The sequence below is a fragment of the Castellaniella sp. genome (assembly GCF_036379515.1).
GTDB lineage: Bacteria > Pseudomonadota > Gammaproteobacteria > Burkholderiales > Burkholderiaceae_B > Castellaniella.
Genome location: NZ_DASVGN010000004.1, coordinates 22,351 through 39,155, shown reverse-complemented (window position 1 = coordinate 39,155; position 16,805 = coordinate 22,351). Strand labels below are relative to the sequence as shown.

General features: G+C 61.5%; 13 protein-coding genes. 9 read left to right on the top strand and 4 right to left on the bottom strand.

Annotated features, from left to right (window positions below):
• The first annotated feature begins 22 nt into the window (after positions 1 to 22).
• Positions 23 to 619, top strand: a complete 597-nt coding sequence (locus VF285_RS01310; RefSeq protein WP_346950805.1) for a hypothetical protein — start codon at positions 23 to 25, stop codon at positions 617 to 619.
• Positions 620 to 677: 58 nt separating this feature from the next.
• Here the strand turns inward: VF285_RS01310 and VF285_RS01305 are convergent, their stop codons facing one another.
• Entirely contained in the window at positions 678 to 1,316 is a 639-nt protein-coding gene (locus VF285_RS01305) for a DNA-3-methyladenine glycosylase 2 family protein (protein ID WP_346950804.1), read from the bottom strand.
• A gap of 84 nt (positions 1,317 to 1,400) precedes the next feature.
• On the opposite strand from VF285_RS01305, the gene VF285_RS01300 reads away from it, so the two are divergent.
• On the top strand, positions 1,401 to 1,661 hold the full coding sequence (locus VF285_RS01300; protein WP_346950803.1) for a helix-turn-helix transcriptional regulator: 261 nt from the start codon (positions 1,401 to 1,403) through the stop codon (positions 1,659 to 1,661).
• On the top strand, positions 1,627 to 2,361 hold the full coding sequence (locus VF285_RS01295) for a hypothetical protein (RefSeq protein WP_346950802.1): 735 nt from the start codon (positions 1,627 to 1,629) through the stop codon (positions 2,359 to 2,361). The genes VF285_RS01300 and VF285_RS01295 overlap by 35 nt, the downstream gene beginning before the upstream one ends.
• Here VF285_RS01295 and VF285_RS01290 read toward each other — a convergent pair.
• A complete protein-coding gene (locus VF285_RS01290; RefSeq protein ID WP_346950801.1) occupies positions 2,345 to 3,304 on the bottom strand; it encodes a site-specific DNA-methyltransferase in 960 nt (319 codons plus the stop codon). The two genes, VF285_RS01295 and VF285_RS01290, sit on opposite strands and share 17 nt — an antisense overlap.
• 109 nt (positions 3,305 to 3,413) lie before the next feature.
• Positions 3,414 to 5,405: a multicopper oxidase domain-containing protein gene (locus VF285_RS01285; RefSeq protein ID WP_346950800.1), complete on the bottom strand. Its 1,992-nt coding sequence runs from the start codon at positions 5,403 to 5,405 to the stop codon at positions 3,414 to 3,416.
• Positions 5,406 to 5,704: 299 nt separating this feature from the next.
• Here VF285_RS01285 and VF285_RS01280 point away from each other — a divergent pair, with 299 nt between their 5' ends.
• The 6 genes from VF285_RS01280 to VF285_RS01255 all read left to right on the top strand — a co-directional run bounded on the left by VF285_RS01280 (position 5,705) and on the right by VF285_RS01255 (position 15,951).
• The gene (locus VF285_RS01280) at positions 5,705 to 6,307 is read left to right on the top strand and encodes a cytochrome b (protein ID WP_346950799.1); all 603 of its coding nucleotides are present in this window, start codon (positions 5,705 to 5,707) and stop codon (positions 6,305 to 6,307) included.
• 11 nt (positions 6,308 to 6,318) lie between these two features.
• Positions 6,319 to 6,984 (top strand): response regulator transcription factor, encoded by a 666-nt coding sequence (locus VF285_RS01275; RefSeq protein WP_346950798.1) that lies wholly within the window; start codon positions 6,319 to 6,321, stop codon positions 6,982 to 6,984.
• On the top strand, positions 6,960 to 8,342 hold the full coding sequence (locus VF285_RS01270; RefSeq protein ID WP_346950797.1) for an ATP-binding protein: 1,383 nt from the start codon (positions 6,960 to 6,962) through the stop codon (positions 8,340 to 8,342). Before VF285_RS01275 ends, VF285_RS01270 begins: the two co-directional genes overlap by 25 nt.
• A gap of 66 nt (positions 8,343 to 8,408) precedes the next feature.
• The gene (locus VF285_RS01265; protein ID WP_346950796.1) at positions 8,409 to 9,662 is read left to right on the top strand and encodes an efflux RND transporter periplasmic adaptor subunit; all 1,254 of its coding nucleotides are present in this window, start codon (positions 8,409 to 8,411) and stop codon (positions 9,660 to 9,662) included.
• Positions 9,659 to 12,796 (top strand): efflux RND transporter permease subunit, encoded by a 3,138-nt coding sequence (locus tag VF285_RS01260; protein ID WP_346950795.1) that lies wholly within the window; start codon positions 9,659 to 9,661, stop codon positions 12,794 to 12,796. Before VF285_RS01265 ends, VF285_RS01260 begins: the two co-directional genes overlap by 4 nt.
• Positions 12,793 to 15,951 carry an efflux RND transporter permease subunit gene (locus VF285_RS01255; protein ID WP_346950794.1) on the top strand — a complete coding sequence of 1,053 codons (3,159 nt, stop codon included), beginning with the start codon at positions 12,793 to 12,795 and terminating at the stop codon, positions 15,949 to 15,951. The genes VF285_RS01260 and VF285_RS01255 overlap by 4 nt, the downstream gene beginning before the upstream one ends.
• Here the strand turns inward: VF285_RS01255 and VF285_RS01250 are convergent.
• Positions 15,935 to 16,792 carry an MBL fold metallo-hydrolase gene (locus tag VF285_RS01250; protein WP_346950793.1) on the bottom strand — a complete coding sequence of 286 codons (858 nt, stop codon included), beginning with the start codon at positions 16,790 to 16,792 and terminating at the stop codon, positions 15,935 to 15,937. The genes VF285_RS01255 and VF285_RS01250 overlap by 17 nt on opposite strands.
• Positions 16,793 to 16,805 lie beyond the last annotated feature (13 nt).

The window sequence follows — 16,805 nt, the reverse complement described above, 5'->3', positions numbered from 1 at the left end:
GCCAATTGTCGCAGAGGCCCGAATGATGAAATCCGTCCATGTCGTTGCCGCACTGGTCCTGAGCGTGGCCGCCGTTCCCAGCTTTGCACAAGAAGCGCGGGTGCACGGCACCATCGAACAGCTCGACCACTCCGTACTCACCGTCAAAGCCCAGACCGGCGATGTGCTCAAGATCCAACTGGCCAAAGACACCACCGTAACAGCAATGACGGCCGCCACCTTGGCAGACATCAAGCCAGGCAAGTTCGTCGGCACGGCGGCTCACCCCGGAGGACCGGACGGCGCCCTGGTTGCCATCGAAGTGCATATCTTCGCCGACAGCATGCGCGGCACGGGTGAAGGCCATCGCCCCATGACGCAAGGCAACACCATGACTAACGCCACCGTCGAGTCCATCGTCAGTGGCGTCCACGACCGAACCCTGACCCTGCGCTACAAGGGTGGCGAGCAAAAAGTCATGGTTCCAGCAAACGTGCCCATCGTGATGCTCACACCCAGTGATCGCGGTGCGCTGAAGCGCGGCGATCACGTATCGTTCAACGCCACGCGACGTGCGGATGGGGCGATTACCGCCGCCCACGTCACAGTCGGGGTGAACGGGCTGGTGCCGCCGTTATAGGCGGACAACGCCAGTTACACACGCAAGCCGCTTCATCAGCAAGAGGAACAGCCGTGCTTCACACGCCCTCGCGGCGACGGGTTGCTGCATAAAAGCGCCAAAACAGCAAAGCGGCCGTGGACCGGTATGGTGCCCAGCGCGAAGCCAATGCCACCAAATTGCGCACATCAAGAAGATCTTCTCGCTCGAAAGCGTCGGCGACAGCCTTGCGTAGCGCTAGATCGCCCACGGGAAAGATGTCGGGATGACCCGCACAGAACATCAGGTAGATTTCCGCCGTCCACGGCCCTATGCCTTTGTGCCGCGTGAGGGCTGCTATCGCGTCTTGTGCCGGTAATCGCACGGCACCGCCCAGATTCAGTTCGCCACTAACCACGGCCTGCGCGGCAATCTTCAGATAGGCATATTTCGTGCGCGACAAGCCGGCTCCCATCGCGACCCCTTCGTCCAGTGCCAGAAACGCCTGCGCCGAGCGCGTGCCCTGGCGCTCCACCAGGCGCCCCCAGATCGCGTCGGCGCTCTGCACTGAGAGCTGCTGACCGCAGATGATGCGCGCAAGTCCCTCGAACCCGGCCGGACGCGTGCGCGGCAGAACCTCGCCCGCCACCCGGCTGACGGGCACCAGCCGCGCATCCAGCGCGAGCAACCGTTTGAGGTCGCACCGGACTCCTGCAGAAGATTGGATGTCTTGTCTCAAAAACAGTGCCTACTCTACATGAAAAGGGAAAATGGGTATTTTAGTCCGTGGACTCATCGTCATCATATACGGCACCCTCTCCATATGAAACAGACCGATCTAGAACTGCTGGGGCAACGTATCCGCCAAACAAGAAAGAGCCTCAGCTGGACCCAGGAAGAGCTGGCAGATAACGCTGACATAGACCGGTCTTACATCGGCGGCGTCGAGCGAGGTCAGCGAAATCTCTCATTCACGGTGCTTTGCCAGATTTGCACGGCGATGCACTGCGACATTGCCACTCTCACGAACAACATTCCGGATGCACGGCATGAAATGGGTCAGAACGATAGTTTTATTCAATGAAGGCGACGTGATTTCTTCCAATGAATGGAAGAAGCTGCACGAAAGCTACGTCAGAGCAATTCAAAGCATAGATTATCCTGAGGGATCTGGCTCACTGACGATCCGCAAGAAATTTCAACTCCCGGGCAAACAATGGAAGCGCAACGGCGTCAGCTACCTCAAAAGCAGATTCCTCAAATCAATGACGACCACCGAGGGCTGGGACGCCGAAAGCGACGTACCACTGGATAAGGATAGACAACAGCCGCCCATGTTGCTGTATCCCTCACTCGAGGCTTATCAGGAACCCATCACGTCAAACTTCGGCGGCTTCGATTTCATGACCAAAACTGTCAGCGGCATACGCGCTGCTATCGAATGGGAAACCGGCAACATCTCCTCGTCGCATCGAAGCATGAATAAATTGGCCATCGCATTACGGACTGGGGTTCTGGAAATTGGCGTCCTGATCGTCCCGAGCAGGGATCTATATGAACACCTGACCGACAGAATCGGAAACATAGGTGAACTATCTGGATATCTTGCTATGTGGAACGGGTTGAAAGAGGGGGTGAAACGCGGCCTTCTGGCCATTACCGTCGTCGAGCACGATCAATTGACCGACAGCATCGAAATCAACTATCTGCCTGTCGGGAAAGACGGTCGGGCAAGAGAAGGGAGGGCCAAACTGGCGAAGAAAGACTCTACACATCTGAAGTAAACAACTCCAGCGAAGACGATGAGGTCATCGAAGGACACGTGCACCTTCCGTCCTTTGACTTCAACTTGTATTTGGGTGACAAAGGCAGCCCAGCCCGAACCCGCCGCTCCAGATCCGCATCGGTGAAGAGCGTGTTCTTGTCTTCCTGAATATCGGCCAGATGCTCACGATCGAGATCAATCCGATCAAAGCGATCGAGAATCGCTGAACACTCGAGCTCGCAACCAACCCACTGCCTTCTGGTCAGCTCTGCAGCAACGTAAGTCGTTCCCGACCCCCCGAAGGGATCCAGTACCAGAGACCCCTCATCGCTTGCCATCGACACGATTCGGTCCATCAGCTTCAGCGGGAGCGCGTTTGCCCGACGTTTCTTGTACTTCGCGTGGCGCACAGGGGATATGTCCGTCCACACGTCAGACAGGCTAACTCCTTCGGGATTCATCTTATCCTTGTAACCGCCATAATCCCGAAGCTCCCCACCACAATGTCGGCAGCACGGGACAGGGGTTCTGTCTGGATGGAAGACAGCCGGCTTCTCTCCCTTCACGAAATACAACAGCGAGTAATGCGATGGATACAACCGATTCTTGATTGGCAATGAATACTTGAGGTCCACGGCCACCCAATGCCTGAACGTCAATTTGCTGGCAAGATGGGCCCCCAATTGAAGATTCCACATCGGCAGATTCCAAAGAAACAACGCTCCACCTGGTTTAAGTGAGCGGACCATCTCATCCAGCCACCTCACGCACCAATAGAGATAGGCCTCACGACTTCTATTGTCGTCAATCTTTGAGGAATACTCTTTTCCCAGATTGAAAGGAGGATCGGCGAAGGCCAGATCAACAGACTCGGAATCCAGCGAGCCCAAGAAATCCAGGCAATCGGCCTGAAAGAGCCGCCCGTGCGGCGTTTCTAAAATGGGTATCATAGTCATCATCATGACAGCGTCTGACGAGCAACACAAGCCCACGGTAGCAAATCGATCACCCGGAGAACGCCCTGTGTAGCGCAAGTAAGGGACAAAGCACCCCTTACTTGCGCATACACCCCTACTTCTGTGCCCGCAACTTGGCGACCTGGTCGGCCGTCACCTGTTTACCCTGGTTCCCCCAGGACGTGCGTTCGTGGTTGACGATGTCCGCGATATCGGCGTCTTTCAGCGAGGCTGCGAAGGCCGGCATGGGGCTGGGGTAGGTCACTCCCATCACCGGTTCTCCATGCAGGCCGTGCAACACGACGTGAATGTGCTTGCTGGCGTCGGCATCCAGCACCACCGGGTTGCCCTTGAGCGGCGGGAAGGCACCAGGCAGGCCGGTACCAGTCGCCTGATGGCAGGCCGCGCAATTGGCCGTGTAGAGCGCTGCGCCGCGCTCGGCGTTGAACACGTACGGGCCGGCGGGTGCCGCCGGCACGGCGGTCGCAGCAGCAGCGGAGACAGGCTGGGCAGCCGCTTTCTCGATGGGCGGCTTTTCCGTCGGCGCGCCACCTGGGGCCTGCACGTCCAGAATGCCCTGCGCTCCCATGATCTCATGGGCCATGGAGTGATCCACGAAGGCATATTTGCCTGCATCCGGAATGACCAGGTCGAACACCGCCCCGGCACCCGGCCCCACTGTGTAGGTGGACAAGCCGCTCAAGGCATGCGCTGCATCGCCATCTGGATAGACCTTGTCGAAGATGGCGCCGATCACATGGAAGGAACTCCACAGGCTGGGGCCGGCGTTCACCATGTACAGGCGCACGCGCTTGCCAGGCTCGGCCACCAGGGGATGATCTCGATACTGGAAGGCCGCCCCGTTGAAGACGACCTCATCAGGCTGCTCTTTGGTCATCTTGTTGAAATCGGCTCCCATCACGTTGCCGGAGATCTGCTGGGTGTACCACTCGCCCTGGACCAGCACGTAGCTTTCCTGTGCAGGCGGCAGGGGTGTAGCAGGGTCGACGATGATGGCGCCATACATGCCGTTGGCAATGTGCAGCAACACGGGCGGCGTGCCGCAGTGGTAGATGAAGGCGCCCGGCACCTTGGCTACGAACGAAAACTTGATGCTCTCACCTGGCTGGATGTCGACGAAATGCAGGCTGGGCGGGGTCATGGCCGCATGAAAATCAATCGAATGCTGCATGGTGCCCCGATTGGTGAACACCACGTTCACCGTCTGCCCTTGCCGCACGTGAATGACCGGCCCCGGCACCTTGCCGCCAAAGGTCCAGGCCTGATACTGCACCCCGCTGGCGATTTCGACAGAATGATCTGTCGCTTCGATGTGAACGGTGGCCTCGGGGCCTTCTTGCACCGGCGGCAGGGTCGCATCACGCGCCTTGGCGATGGGCTTGTTCGAGGCCAACGATAACGGAGAAACGGCGGCAGCCGCAGCAGCTGGAGACGGCGCGTGCACATTCAGGCTGCTGTGCAAGCCGGCAATCAGAAAGAACAGCAACAGCGCAATGCCAAAGAGCACCGAACCCTGAATGCGCCAAGACACGGGATGTGCACCCGCCACGGCTGGATCAGGGTTCCATTCGGCCGCGCAGCGCCAGCCACGCCAACGCCGCTCGATGTGATAATCCAGACTATAAGGGCTGGAGCCAAAGCGGTAATTGATAACAATGAGGGCAATGAAAATCAGCACGTAACCAATGCCAATGCCCATGTTGGTGGCCCCCACGGCATACGGCCCGCCAAAGCCCTCTGCCGTGCTCCAGACCAGCAGGCTGAAGAGTGCTCCGGCCACGTACACTGTCTTGCGAGCGAACCCCAACACCAGCGCGAGCGCCAGAGCCGTTTCGATGATGCGTGTCAGCCAGATGAAGAGTCCGGCGTTGGGCGTGACAATGGCAATCCAGTTGTTGAACCAGAACGCGGACCAGGCCGGCTGGCCTTGCGCAGCGTTATGCAGGTAGCCCACATAGTGGGCGGCAAACTGGTCCGTCCAGGTGAAGGCGGCATTGACCACCCAAATGATGCCAAAGGCCACGCGCAGGGCGGCGCTGGCCATGGACGGCCAGGATGCGTGTTCGGTTTTCGGTACGCTGGACATGCAAAAGTCTCCTGCCAGATGAGTGCTTGGTCAGGTCACGTCCGGCTCGACGGCGGGGCTGTCTGTGGCACGTGGCTTGGCAGGCACGGGGTTCGTGCTTCACCCGCAGTTTTAGCGCGATCCCGGAGAAAGCGCAGCCCCGCGTGGCAAGGAAAATTGCGAGAAATCAAGGAAACCCTTCAAACAGATCGAGCCACTTTGCTGCACTGCCAGAAGCGGCCGGACGAAGCTAAGTCCCCACTAAGTCGGCTCGGGTATCGTTCTCTCTGAAAATGAACACGCATTCGCGGAGTAACTGCATGCCAAGTACCCTCAAACCCGCGCTGGAACCCAGCGTCGCGCTCGCCACACCGTCCAGCGACCGCTACCACACCGCCGTCATCACGCTGCATTGGCTCATACTGGCCGTCATCGCGGTGGTGTATACCTTCATTGAAATCAAAGGCTATTTCCCGAAGGGCAGCGATGCCCGTACCGTCGTAAAGCAGTGGCACGAATTCTTCGGCCTCACGATCTTCGGCCTGGTCATCCTGCGTCTGATTGTGCGACGCATCTATGACCAGACGCCGCGCATCATTCCCGACCCGCCGGCATGGCAACACACCCTGGCGCGCGTCATGCACGTCCTGCTCTACGCATTTCTAGTCGCAATGCCCCTGCTGGGCTGGCTGACCCTGAGCGCCAAGGGGCAGCTGGATCTGCCTATGGGCCTGCACCTGGTTTCCCTCATCGGGCCCGACAAACAACTCGGTCGCACGATACAGGACATCCACGAAACCATCGGCAATATCGGGCTGTACCTGATCGGGCTGCACGCTGCTGCCGCCCTCTTTCATCACTACTGGATGCGCGACAATACCTTGCGGCGCATGCTGCCGCAGCGCTGGGCCGACAAGATCTGAAGGAATGCACCGTGCGGGTACTGCTGGTCGAGGATGATCCCATGATCGGTGCGGCCGTTGAGGCCGCCCTGAAAGACGCTTCCTACGCAGCAGATTGGGTCCAGGACGGGCAACAGGCGCTCTCGGCGGTGCAGAACCAGCGCTATGACCTCGTACTGCTCGACCTGGGCCTGCCGGGCAAGGACGGCATGGAGGTCCTGGCCACCTTGCGCGCGGCGGGTAACGTGGTGCCAGTGCTGATCCTCACCGCGCGCGACACACTGGACGATCGCCTGCAAGGGCTGGATGGCGGTGCCGACGATTACCTCATGAAGCCCTTCGAGATGGCTGAACTGCTCGCGAGAATGCGCGCAGTCCTGCGTCGCAAGGCCGGGCAAGCCTCGCCGGCACTGGGTAACGGCCACATTACGCTCGATCCGGTCACCAAGCTGGCCACCGTCACAGGTCAAGAGCCGGTCTGCCTCTCTGCACGTGAATTTGCACTGTTACAAGCATTGCTGATGCGCCCCGGGGCGATCCTCTCGCGCCGCGAGCTTGAAGACCGTATCTATGGCTGGGGCGAAGAAGTCGAAAGCAACGCAGTCGAATTCCTCATCCACGGCCTGCGTAAAAAGCTGGGCAACGACGTCATCAAAAACGTCAGGGGGCTGGGATGGCTGGTTTCAAAACCCGTCTGAAAGATCTGCGCGAAAGCATCAGGAGCTCAATCCAGTTCCGGCTGTCATTGATCCTGTCGCTGGTCATCCTTGCGATGGCCGTGGTGGCCGGTGTATTTTCGTTCCGGTCGGCGCTGCACGAAGCGCACAAGCTGCAGGACAACATCCTCTACCAGATCGCAGGAACCATGCAGCTGCAGCCCGCGCCGTTGGTGCACGTGCTGCAGCTGCGCGACCACGACGACGACTCGCAGATCGTCGTCTGGCCGCTTCGGCCCGACCAGCCGGAACTGACCGTGCGCAAGGATCATCGTGATGCACTTCCACTACCCAACAACCTGAGCAACGGCCGGCATACGCTGACGCTGGGTAACGAGACCTACCGCGTCATGGTGCGCCAGAACGATGGCGGCCAGCGCGTCGCCGTGGCGCAGGAAATCCATTTTCGTGACCGGATCGCCCTGAACAGCGCGCTGCGCACCGTGACGCCCTTTTTGATTTTCGTGCCCATCCTGGTCCTGATCGTGATCTTTCTGGTGCGCCAGATGTTTCGCCCCGTGAAGACTCTCTCGGCTCAGATCGATGGCCGAGACGAACAAGATTTGCGACCGATCTCCGACCGGCCACTGCTCACTGAAGTGCGGCCCTTCGTACGTGCCATCAACCGGCTCCTGGGCCGAGTGTCTCAATCCATGGAAGCACAACGCCGCTTCGTCGCCGACGCCGCACACGAACTGCGTTCGCCCATGACGGCGCTGTCCCTGCAGGCCGAACGCCTGGCGCAAAGCGACATGCCCGCCGCCGCAACTGAACGGCTCACCGAACTGCGCACCGGCATCGAACGGGTGCGCAAGCTCCTGAACCAGCTGCTGGCGCTGGCGCACGTCCAGTCCTCCAGCGCTTCGCGGCCATCTGCGGAAGTATCCATCCAGCAAGTTTACCGACAGGTGCTGGAAGACCTCATGCCCCAAGCCGAGGCCCGGCGCATCGACGTAGGGCTGGAGGGCGACGAAGATGCCCGGATCGAAGTCAACGACCTCGACCTCACCACCCTGGTGAAGAACCTTCTGGACAACGCGATTCGTTACACCCCTGAGGGCGGTCGGGTTGACCTGGCCATTACCCGCGAGCCAAATGGTGTCACGCTGCACGTGGCTGACACGGGGCCGGGCATCGCACCCGCTGAGCGAACCCGCGTGTTCGACCCCTTCTACCGAATCCTGGGCAGTGGCCAGACGGGTTCCGGCCTGGGATTGGCGATCGTACACACGCTGGTGAAGCGGATGGGGGCCTGCATCACACTGGATTACACCGACCCTGGCCGGCAGGTTGGGCTGCACGTACGCGTGCACTTTCCAATCCATCGTCTACGGAACTAAGATCACCGCAGACGATCTCAGACATTTACGCCGATGGCTTCTGCACCGGCAGAGGACGACAAAACAATGGCTGCGGACAAAGGCACGCCCGACATCACCCCTTCGTCGGCGGCACTTCCCGCCAGACACCTTTTGCGCAACTTGTTGCTGATCGTCATCGTGCTGGCTGCGGTCGTGTTCGCGACCCGGAACTTCTTGCACAGTCGCAGCCAGGGCCCCCGAGGACGCCCGGCTGCGGCCGTCAATCTCGCGACGGCCACCCAGACCGACATCCCCGTCACCGTCACTGCGCTGGGCACCGTTCAGCCCCTGGTCACCGCCACTGTGCGCTCGCAATTATCGGGGGTGCTTTTCAAGCTGCTGTTCCAGGACGGACAGATGGTGCAGAAAGGCCAGGTGCTGGCGCAGATCGACCCGCGCCCCTACCAGATCGCGCTGGAGCAGGCCAAGGCCAATCTCGCGCGCGACTCGGCTCAACTGGCCTCGGCACAGGCAGATCTCAAACGCTACGAGACCCTTCTTCGGCAAAGTTCCATCGCTGCGCAGCAGGTGGATGACCAACGCGCCACCGTGCGCCAGCTGCAAGGCACCGTTGCCGCCGACCACGCCAACGTGGACACGGCACAGCTGAATCTTTCATACACGCAGATCACGTCGCCCATCAGCGGGCGGGCCGGCATACGGCAGGTGGACATCGGCAACTACCTCACGCCCTCGGATACCAACGGCATCGTGGTCGTGACTCAGCTCGATCCCATCGACGTCAGCTTTTCGCTGCCGCAATCGCAAATCTCTGAAATTGGCGCGACCGCGGGCAGCGGCGCCGGCCTGCCGGTCCAGGTCAGGGACCAGAACAACGACACCCTGCTCGCCACCGGCAAGTTCCTGACGCTGGACAACCAGGTGAACGTCAGCACCGGGGCCGTCCTTGCGAAAGCCCGCTTTGACAATGCCCACAACCGGCTCTTCCCCAATCAGTTCGTCAACATTTCGGTTCAGGTGAAAACCTTGCACAACGTGGTGACGGTTCCAGTATCGGCCATCCGTCATGGGGCTCCGGGAGACTTCGTATTCGTGGCGCAACCCAACCACACCGTCAAGCTCACCCCGGTGAAAACCGGGCCGGGCACGGACGACACGATCTCGGTGCTCTCGGGCCTGGCAGTGGGCGCTTCGGTGGTGACCGAAGGCGCAGACGGGCTGGAAGACGGTTCGGCCATCCGCCTGCCTGAAATGCCGACATCTGCAGCCAGCCCCAGGGCGGGTAGCAAGACGACGCCGGCCAATCCCCCCAGCGGTTCCAAGGCGCCACAAGCATGAGTGACACCGACGAAGAAGCGGCCACGCCTCAACCGGGCGGACCCTCCCGACTCTTCATCCTGCGCCCGGTTGCCACCACGCTGCTCATGGTGGCGATTCTGCTGGCGGGGCTGGTGGCCTATCGGGTACTGCCGCTTTCGGCGCTGCCTGAAGTGGATTTTCCGACCATCCAGGTGACCACGCTTTACCCGGGCGCCAGCCCCGACGTGATGGCCCTGACTGTCACCTCGCCGCTGGAGCGTCAGTTTGGCCAGATGCCCGGCCTGGCCCGCATGACGTCCAATTCTTCTTCCGGGTCCTCCGTCATCACGCTGCAGTTTGGCCTGGACCTGTCACTGGACGTGGCAGAACAGGAGGTACAAGCGGCGATGAATGCGGCCAGCTCGCTCTTGCCCACTGACTTGCCGTCCCCCCCCACCTACGCCAAGGTCAATCCGGCTGACGCACCGATTCTCACGCTGGGCATCACCTCGGCGACACGACCGCTCAACGAAGTGCAGGGCATCATCGAGCGGCAGTTCTCGAACAAGATCGCGCAAGTGCCGGGTGTGGGGCTGGTCTCGCTTTCGGCGGGCCTGAAGCCGGCGGTGCGCATCCAGGTCAACGTGGCGGCGCTTGCCGCACGTGGACTGTCGCTGGAATCCATCCGGACCGCCATCGGGAACGCCAACGCGAACGCCGCCAAGGGCAGCTTCGATGGTAAGACCCGCAGCTGGACCATCGATGCCAATGATCAGCTGGCGGATGCCGACAGCTACCGCAACCTGGTGGTGAGCTTCGTCAACGGCAGTCCGGTGCGCCTGCGCGACGTCGCCACCGTGGTCGAATCAGCAGAAAACGTACGCCAGGGTTCCTGGATGAATGGATCGCCGGCCGTCATCATCGACGTGCAGCGTCAGCCGGGCGCCAACGTCATCAGCACCGTGAATGCCATCAAGGCGGCCCTGCCCGACCTGCAGGCGCAACTGCCGGCGGACATCCACGTCACCCTGCTCACCGACCGCACGGCAGGCATCCGCGCCTCCGTCACCGACGTACAGCTCGAACTGGTCCTGGCCGTGCTGCTGGTGACCCTGGCCATCTTCCTGTTTCTGGGTTCGTGGCGCATGACCCTGATCGCCAGCATTGCCGTGCCGTTGTCGCTCATCGGGGCCTTCGCGGCCATGTATTTCCTGGGGTTTTCGATCAACAACCTCACGCTCATGTCGCTCACCATCGCATCCGGATTCGTGGTGGACGATGCCATCGTGGTGCTCGAGAATATCTCACGACACATCGAAGAGGGCATGGCCCCCTTTGCCGCTGCCCTCAAAGGGGCCGGCGAGATCGGCTTCACCATCATCTCCCTGACGGTCAGCCTGATCGCCGTTTTGATCCCGCTGCTGTTCATGGGCGACGTGGTGGGGCGCCTGTTCCGCGAATTTGCCATTACGCTGGCCGTCACCATCCTGCTGTCGGCCGTCGTGGCGCTCACGCTCTCGCCCATGCTGTCGGCGCGCTGGCTGAAACCGCGCGAAGAGGAACGCGAGCATCGTGTGGCGGCACTGACCCAGCACTGGTTTTCGCGCTTGTCCGACCATTACATGAGCGCGCTGGACTGGGTCATCGCTCACGAACGGCTCACGATGGCCGTATTTGCGGCAACGCTGCTTGCCACCGCGCTGCTCTTCGTCGCCATCCCCAAGAACCTGTTTCCGGAACAGGACACGGGCCAGATCGCCGTGACGACCGTGGGCCCCGAGGACATCGGCTATGCCCGCATGGCCGAGTTGCAGCAGCAGGCCGCGCAGGCTCTTCTGAAAGTGCCGGCCGTCGCCAGCCTGAGCTCTGCCATCGGGGTCGACGGACAGAACCCCACGCTGTCGCAGGGCCGCATGCTGCTGAATCTGAAGCCCATCGGTGACCGGGGCAACCTGACCGACACGCTGGCCGCGCTGCAGCAGGCGACCGCGAACATCCCTGATCTGCATGTGTATTTCCGCCCGGTGCAGGACCTGACCATCGACACTACCACGGGCGTCAACGCCTACCAGTTCTCGCTGCAAGGAGCCGACGAGGCCCTGGTCAATGACTGGGCTGCAAAGCTCGCACGCGCGCTGCAGAAGAACGACGCCCTCAGAAACGTCAGCTCGGATGCACTCCACAGTGGCCGCTCCATCATCGTGGACGTGAATCGGGACCTGCTTGGGCGACTGGGCCTGAGCGCACTGGCCATCGACAACGCCCTGTACGACGCCTTCGGGCAGCGAATCGTCTCCACCATCTACACCCAGTCCAGCCAGAGCCGGGTGATCCTCGAAGCGCGGCCACAGGCATTCACCGACCCGGCAGCGCTGGGCAATCTGCAGATTCCGCTGGCCGGCGGCCACAGCATCCCGCTGTCGACCGTGGCGACCCTGCGCACCGGCAACGTGCCGCTGGTGGTTTCACGCGCAGGGCAGTTCCCTGCCGCCACCATCGGCTTCGACCTGGCGCCCGGCATATCGCTGGAACAGGCCATCGCAAGCATCCAGCAAACCGAACAGGCCATTTCCCTGCCGGTGGCCGTCACCACCCAATTCACGGGCGCAGCCAGCGCCTTTCAGTCTTCCCTGGGCAATGAGCTGTGGCTCATCCTGGCCGCCATCTTTGTGGTCTATATCGTGCTGGGCGTGCTGTACGAAAGCTTCATCCACCCCATCACCATCCTGTCCACCCTGCCATCCGCTGGCATCGGTGCCCTGCTCGGCCTCTGGTTTACGGGATCGGGGCTGGGCGTCATCGGTATCATCGGCATCGTGCTTCTCATTGGTATCGTCAAGAAAAACGCGATCATGATGATCGATTTCGCACTGGACGCCATGCGGGGGGACGAGCACGCCGACGCGCTGCACGCCATCCGCCAGGCAGCACACCTGCGCTTCCGCCCCATCATGATGACGACCTTTGCCGCGCTGTTTGCGGCCTTGCCGCTCATCTTCGGGACCGGCATGGGGCACGAACTGCGCCAGCCGCTGGGCATCGCCATTGCCGGGGGCCTGATCTTCAGCCAGGTGTTGACGCTGTTCACGACTCCCGTGATCTTCCTGGTGCTCGAACGCTGGCGTGAACGGTACTTGCGCCGGCACCCTGCAGCCGACCTGCGGCTCTCATGAACATTTCGGCGCCTTTCATCCGCCGCCCGGTGGGCACCATTCTGCTCACGCTCGGGCTGATGCTGGCGGGCGTGGGCGCCTACTTCCTGTTGCCGGTCGCACCGCTTCCCCAGGTGGACTTTCCCACCATCATCGTGCAGGCCAGCCTGCCGGGGGCCAGCCCCTCTACCATGGCATCCAGCGTGGCGGCGCCGCTGGAGCGCCACCTGGGCACCATTGCCGGCGTCTCGGAGATGACCTCGCGTTCGGGCGTAGGCTCCAGCCAGATCGTGCTGCAATTCGACCTGTCACGCGACATCAACGGCGCGGCACGGGATGTACAGGCCGCCATCAACGCCTCGCGGGCCGACCTGCCGGCTACGCTGAAATCCAACCCCACCTACCGTGAAGTCAACCCGGCCGAAGCGCCGGTACTCATCCTCGCGCTCACCTCGGCCACTCGCAGTCCCTCGGAAATCTACGACCAGGTGTCCACCGTCGTGCAGCAGCGTCTGTTGCAGGTGCCGGGTGTGGGCAACGTGGAACTGGGTGGTGCGGCCCTGCCCTCGGTCCGTGTCGAGGTCAATCCGCTGGCGCTGTCGCGCTACGGCATCACGCTGGAGGACGTGCGTACGGCCTTGCAGTCCGAAAGCGCCAACCGGCCACGCGGCATCGTCGACTCGGGCAAGACCAGTTGGCAGATCTACTCCGACCAGCCGGGGTTGCACGCCGCCGACTACCGCAATACGGTCATCGCCTGGCGCAACGGTGCTGCCGTGCGGCTTTCGGATATTGCCGACGTGGAAGACGGCCCTGAAGACATCCGCACCATGGGCCTGTTCAACAACCAGAAGGCCGTGCCCGTGCTCATCAGCCGCCAGCCGGGTGCCAACATCGTCCAGGTGGTGGATGCGCTCAAGGCAGAGCTCCCGGCACTACGCGCCATCGTTCCGCCCGACATCCACCTGGACATCGCGTCGGACCGGACCCTGACCATTCGTGCCTCTTTGCTGGAAGTGGAAATCACGCTGTTGATCGCAACCTTGCTGGTGGTGCTGGTGGTCAGCCTCTTCCTGCGCAGTTGGCGGGCGACGCTCATCCCGGCCGTCGCGGTCGTCGCCTCCATTCTGGGAACCCTCGCCGTCATGTACCTGGCGGGGTTTTCACTGGACAACCTGTCGCTCATGGCGCTCACCGTCGCCACCGGCTTCGTGGTGGACGATGCCATCGTGGTGGTGGAGAACATCAGCCGGCACGTGGAAGCCGGCATGAAGCCTTTGCAGGCTGCGCTCACAGGCGCGCGCGAGGTGGGCTTCACGGTGCTGTCCATTTCCCTGAGCCTGATTGCCGTCTTCATCCCGCTCATCTTCATGGGCGGCTTGCTGGGCCGGCTGTTTCGTGAATTCGCACTCACCATGTCTACGGCGGTGATGATCAGTCTGGTGGTGTCCCTCACCACCACGCCCATGATGGCAGCCCGGATTCTGGCCGCGCCGCAAAAAGAAAACCGGCTGATGCGGGCCGCCAGGCGCAGCTTCGACTGGGCACAGGCGCAATACACCCGCTCGCTGGACTGGGCGCTGGCCAATCGAGGCACTGTACTCGCCCTGTTGCTGGGGGCCGTGCTACTCAACGCCTATCTCATGGTCATCGCCCCCAAAGGCTTCTTCCCGCAGCAAGACACGGGCGGCATCAACGGGGGGTTGCGGGCTGACCAGAGCATCTCGTTTCTGGACATGCAGAACAAGCTCACCCAGATCGTGGGCATCGTGAAGAGCGACCCGTCCGTCGCTTCGGTCGTGGCCTTCACCGGCGGCTCGCGTGCCGGGGGCGGGTTCCTGTTTGCCACACTGGTTCCGCGCTCGCAGCGACCGGGAGCCCAGGCCGTAATTGCCCGCCTGCGCCCCAAACTTGCACAAGTTGCAGGAGTGAGCCTGTTCCTCAATCCGGTGCAGGATCTGCGGGTTGGTGGGCGCTCCACCAACAGCACCTACCAATACGTGCTCAAGGCTGAAGATCCGCAAACGCTGAAAGACGCTGGCGAAAAGCTGGTCAGTGCGCTCAAGCAGCAAAGCGACGTGACGGACGTGGACATCGACGAACAAAATGGCGGCGCCGACGCATTCGTGAACGTGAATCGTGATGCGGCAGCGCGCCTCGGAGTGTCCATGCAATCGGTGGACGCCACGCTCTATGATGCTTTCGGCCAGCGCCAGGTGGCCAACATCTATTCGGGACTGAACCAATATCACGTCGTCATGGAAGCGGCTCGCCGGTTCAACGGTTCTCCGCAAGCGCTGGCCAACATTTACGTGCCTACCGCAAACAGCACAAATCCTGCAGGCAGCACCAGCGGCGGCACGGCCAATGGGGGATCGGCACAGGCCTCGGGCCAGGCCGTCAGAACCTCGGCCGCCACGATGACGCCGCTTTCAGCCATCTCAACCTGGTCCACCGGCTCGACTAACGCATCGGTGAACCATTCGGATGGCGAGCCATCCGCCACGATTTCATTCAACCTCCCTCCCGGCAGCACCTTGGGTCAGGCGGCGCAGACCATTGCCAACGTACAAGCCAGCCTGGCGCTTCCCGCCACCGTACATGGCGCCTTTGGCGGCACCGCAAAGGTGTTCCAGCAAACAGCCAGCAGCATGCCCACACTCATCCTCGCGGCGCTGGTGGCCATCTATATCGTGCTGGGCATGCTCTACGAAAGCGCCATCCATCCCCTGACGGCGCTGTCCACGCTGCCGTCGGCGGGCGTCGGTGCCATGATCGCACTCATCGTCACCGGCGGCGAATTCGACATCATCTCGCTCATCGGCATTATCCTGCTCATCGGAATCGTGAAGAAAAACGCCATCCTCATCATCGACTTTGCGCTGGAAGCCGAACGCCGGGGACTGACACCGGTGGAGGCAGTCCGGGAGGCCTCGTTGCTGCGCTTCCGACCCATCCTCATGACCACGCTGGCCGCTGCATTGGGCGCTCTGCCGCTGGCGGTCGGCTTCGGCGATGGCGCAGAGTTACGCCGCCCCCTGGGCATCGCCATCTTCGGCGGCCTGGTCGCCAGCCAGATCCTGACCCTGCTGACTACCCCCGTGGTCTACCTCGCACTCGACAAATTCCGCCACCGGCCTGCCTCGGGCACCAGAGACCTCAGCCCAATGCATTGACAGGTATCTTCAGGTACGAGATGCCATTGGATTCCTTGGGTGGCAGGCTGCCTGCGCGAATATTGACCTGCAACGCGGGCAGGATGAGTCTTGGCACGGGCAACGTGGCGTCACGCGCCTGACGCAAAGCAACGAATTGCGCCTCTGATATGCCGTCATGCACATGGATGTTCCGTGCCCGCTGCGCGGCAACGGTGCTCTCCCACGAAGGCCGACGCCCGGCGGGCGGGTAATCGTGACAATGCAATAGCCGCATAGTGTCTGGCAGCGCCAACAATCGCTGAATGGAGCGATAAAGCGTCTGTGCGCTGCCCCCTGGAAAATCCGTACGCGCAGTACCCACATCCGGCATGAACAGGGTATCACCCACGAACACCGCGTCACCCACCTGATAGGCCAGATCCGCAGGGGTATGCCCTGGAACCAGAAGAGTCCTGACCTGCAGACCACCAAGCAGCAGGATCTCATTATCCCCTAGCAAGCGATCGAACTGTCGGCCGTCGGGTGCAAAGCCGGATCCGAGGTTGTAAAGCTGCTGAAAATGGGCTTGCACGGCGCAGATATGTTCGCTGATGGCCGTACGGCCTCCCGCCTGGCTTTTGAGATAGCTCGCGGCTGAAAGGTGATCGGTATGTGCATGCGTTTCCAGTATCCATTGCAGGGTCAGATTGGAGTCACGGAGATAGGCAAGCAACATATCAGCAGTCTTGGTCGATATGCGGCCACTCGCTGCATCGAAATCGAGTACAGAGTCGATGACAGCAGCGAACTTTCCGTCGGAAAGCACATAGCTCACCGTATCCGATACAGACTCGAAAAACGCCTGAATGTGGGCTTTCATGAGGTTCTCCATC

Bases quoted from the DNA above. Each gene is read 5' to 3' on its own strand.
- VF285_RS01310 (WP_346950805.1), top strand. From the start codon at position 23: ATGATGAAATCCGTCCATGTCGTTGCCGCACTGGTCCTGAGCGTGGCC.
- VF285_RS01300 (WP_346950803.1), top strand. From the start codon at position 1,401: ATGAAACAGACCGATCTAGAACTGCTGGGGCAACGTATCCGCCAAACA.
- VF285_RS01295 (WP_346950802.1), top strand. From the start codon at position 1,627: ATGAAATGGGTCAGAACGATAGTTTTATTCAATGAAGGCGACGTGATT.
- VF285_RS01290 (WP_346950801.1), bottom strand. From the start codon at position 3,304: ATGATGATGACTATGATACCCATTTTAGAAACGCCGCACGGGCGGCTC.
- VF285_RS01285 (WP_346950800.1), bottom strand. From the start codon at position 5,405: ATGTCCAGCGTACCGAAAACCGAACACGCATCCTGGCCGTCCATGGCC.
- VF285_RS01280 (WP_346950799.1), top strand. From the start codon at position 5,705: ATGCCAAGTACCCTCAAACCCGCGCTGGAACCCAGCGTCGCGCTCGCC.
- VF285_RS01270 (WP_346950797.1), top strand. From the start codon at position 6,960: ATGGCTGGTTTCAAAACCCGTCTGAAAGATCTGCGCGAAAGCATCAGG.
- VF285_RS01265 (WP_346950796.1), top strand. From the start codon at position 8,409: ATGGCTGCGGACAAAGGCACGCCCGACATCACCCCTTCGTCGGCGGCA.
- VF285_RS01260 (WP_346950795.1), top strand. From the start codon at position 9,659: ATGAGTGACACCGACGAAGAAGCGGCCACGCCTCAACCGGGCGGACCC.
- VF285_RS01255 (WP_346950794.1), top strand. From the start codon at position 12,793: ATGAACATTTCGGCGCCTTTCATCCGCCGCCCGGTGGGCACCATTCTG.
- VF285_RS01250 (WP_346950793.1), bottom strand. From the start codon at position 16,792: ATGAAAGCCCACATTCAGGCGTTTTTCGAGTCTGTATCGGATACGGTG.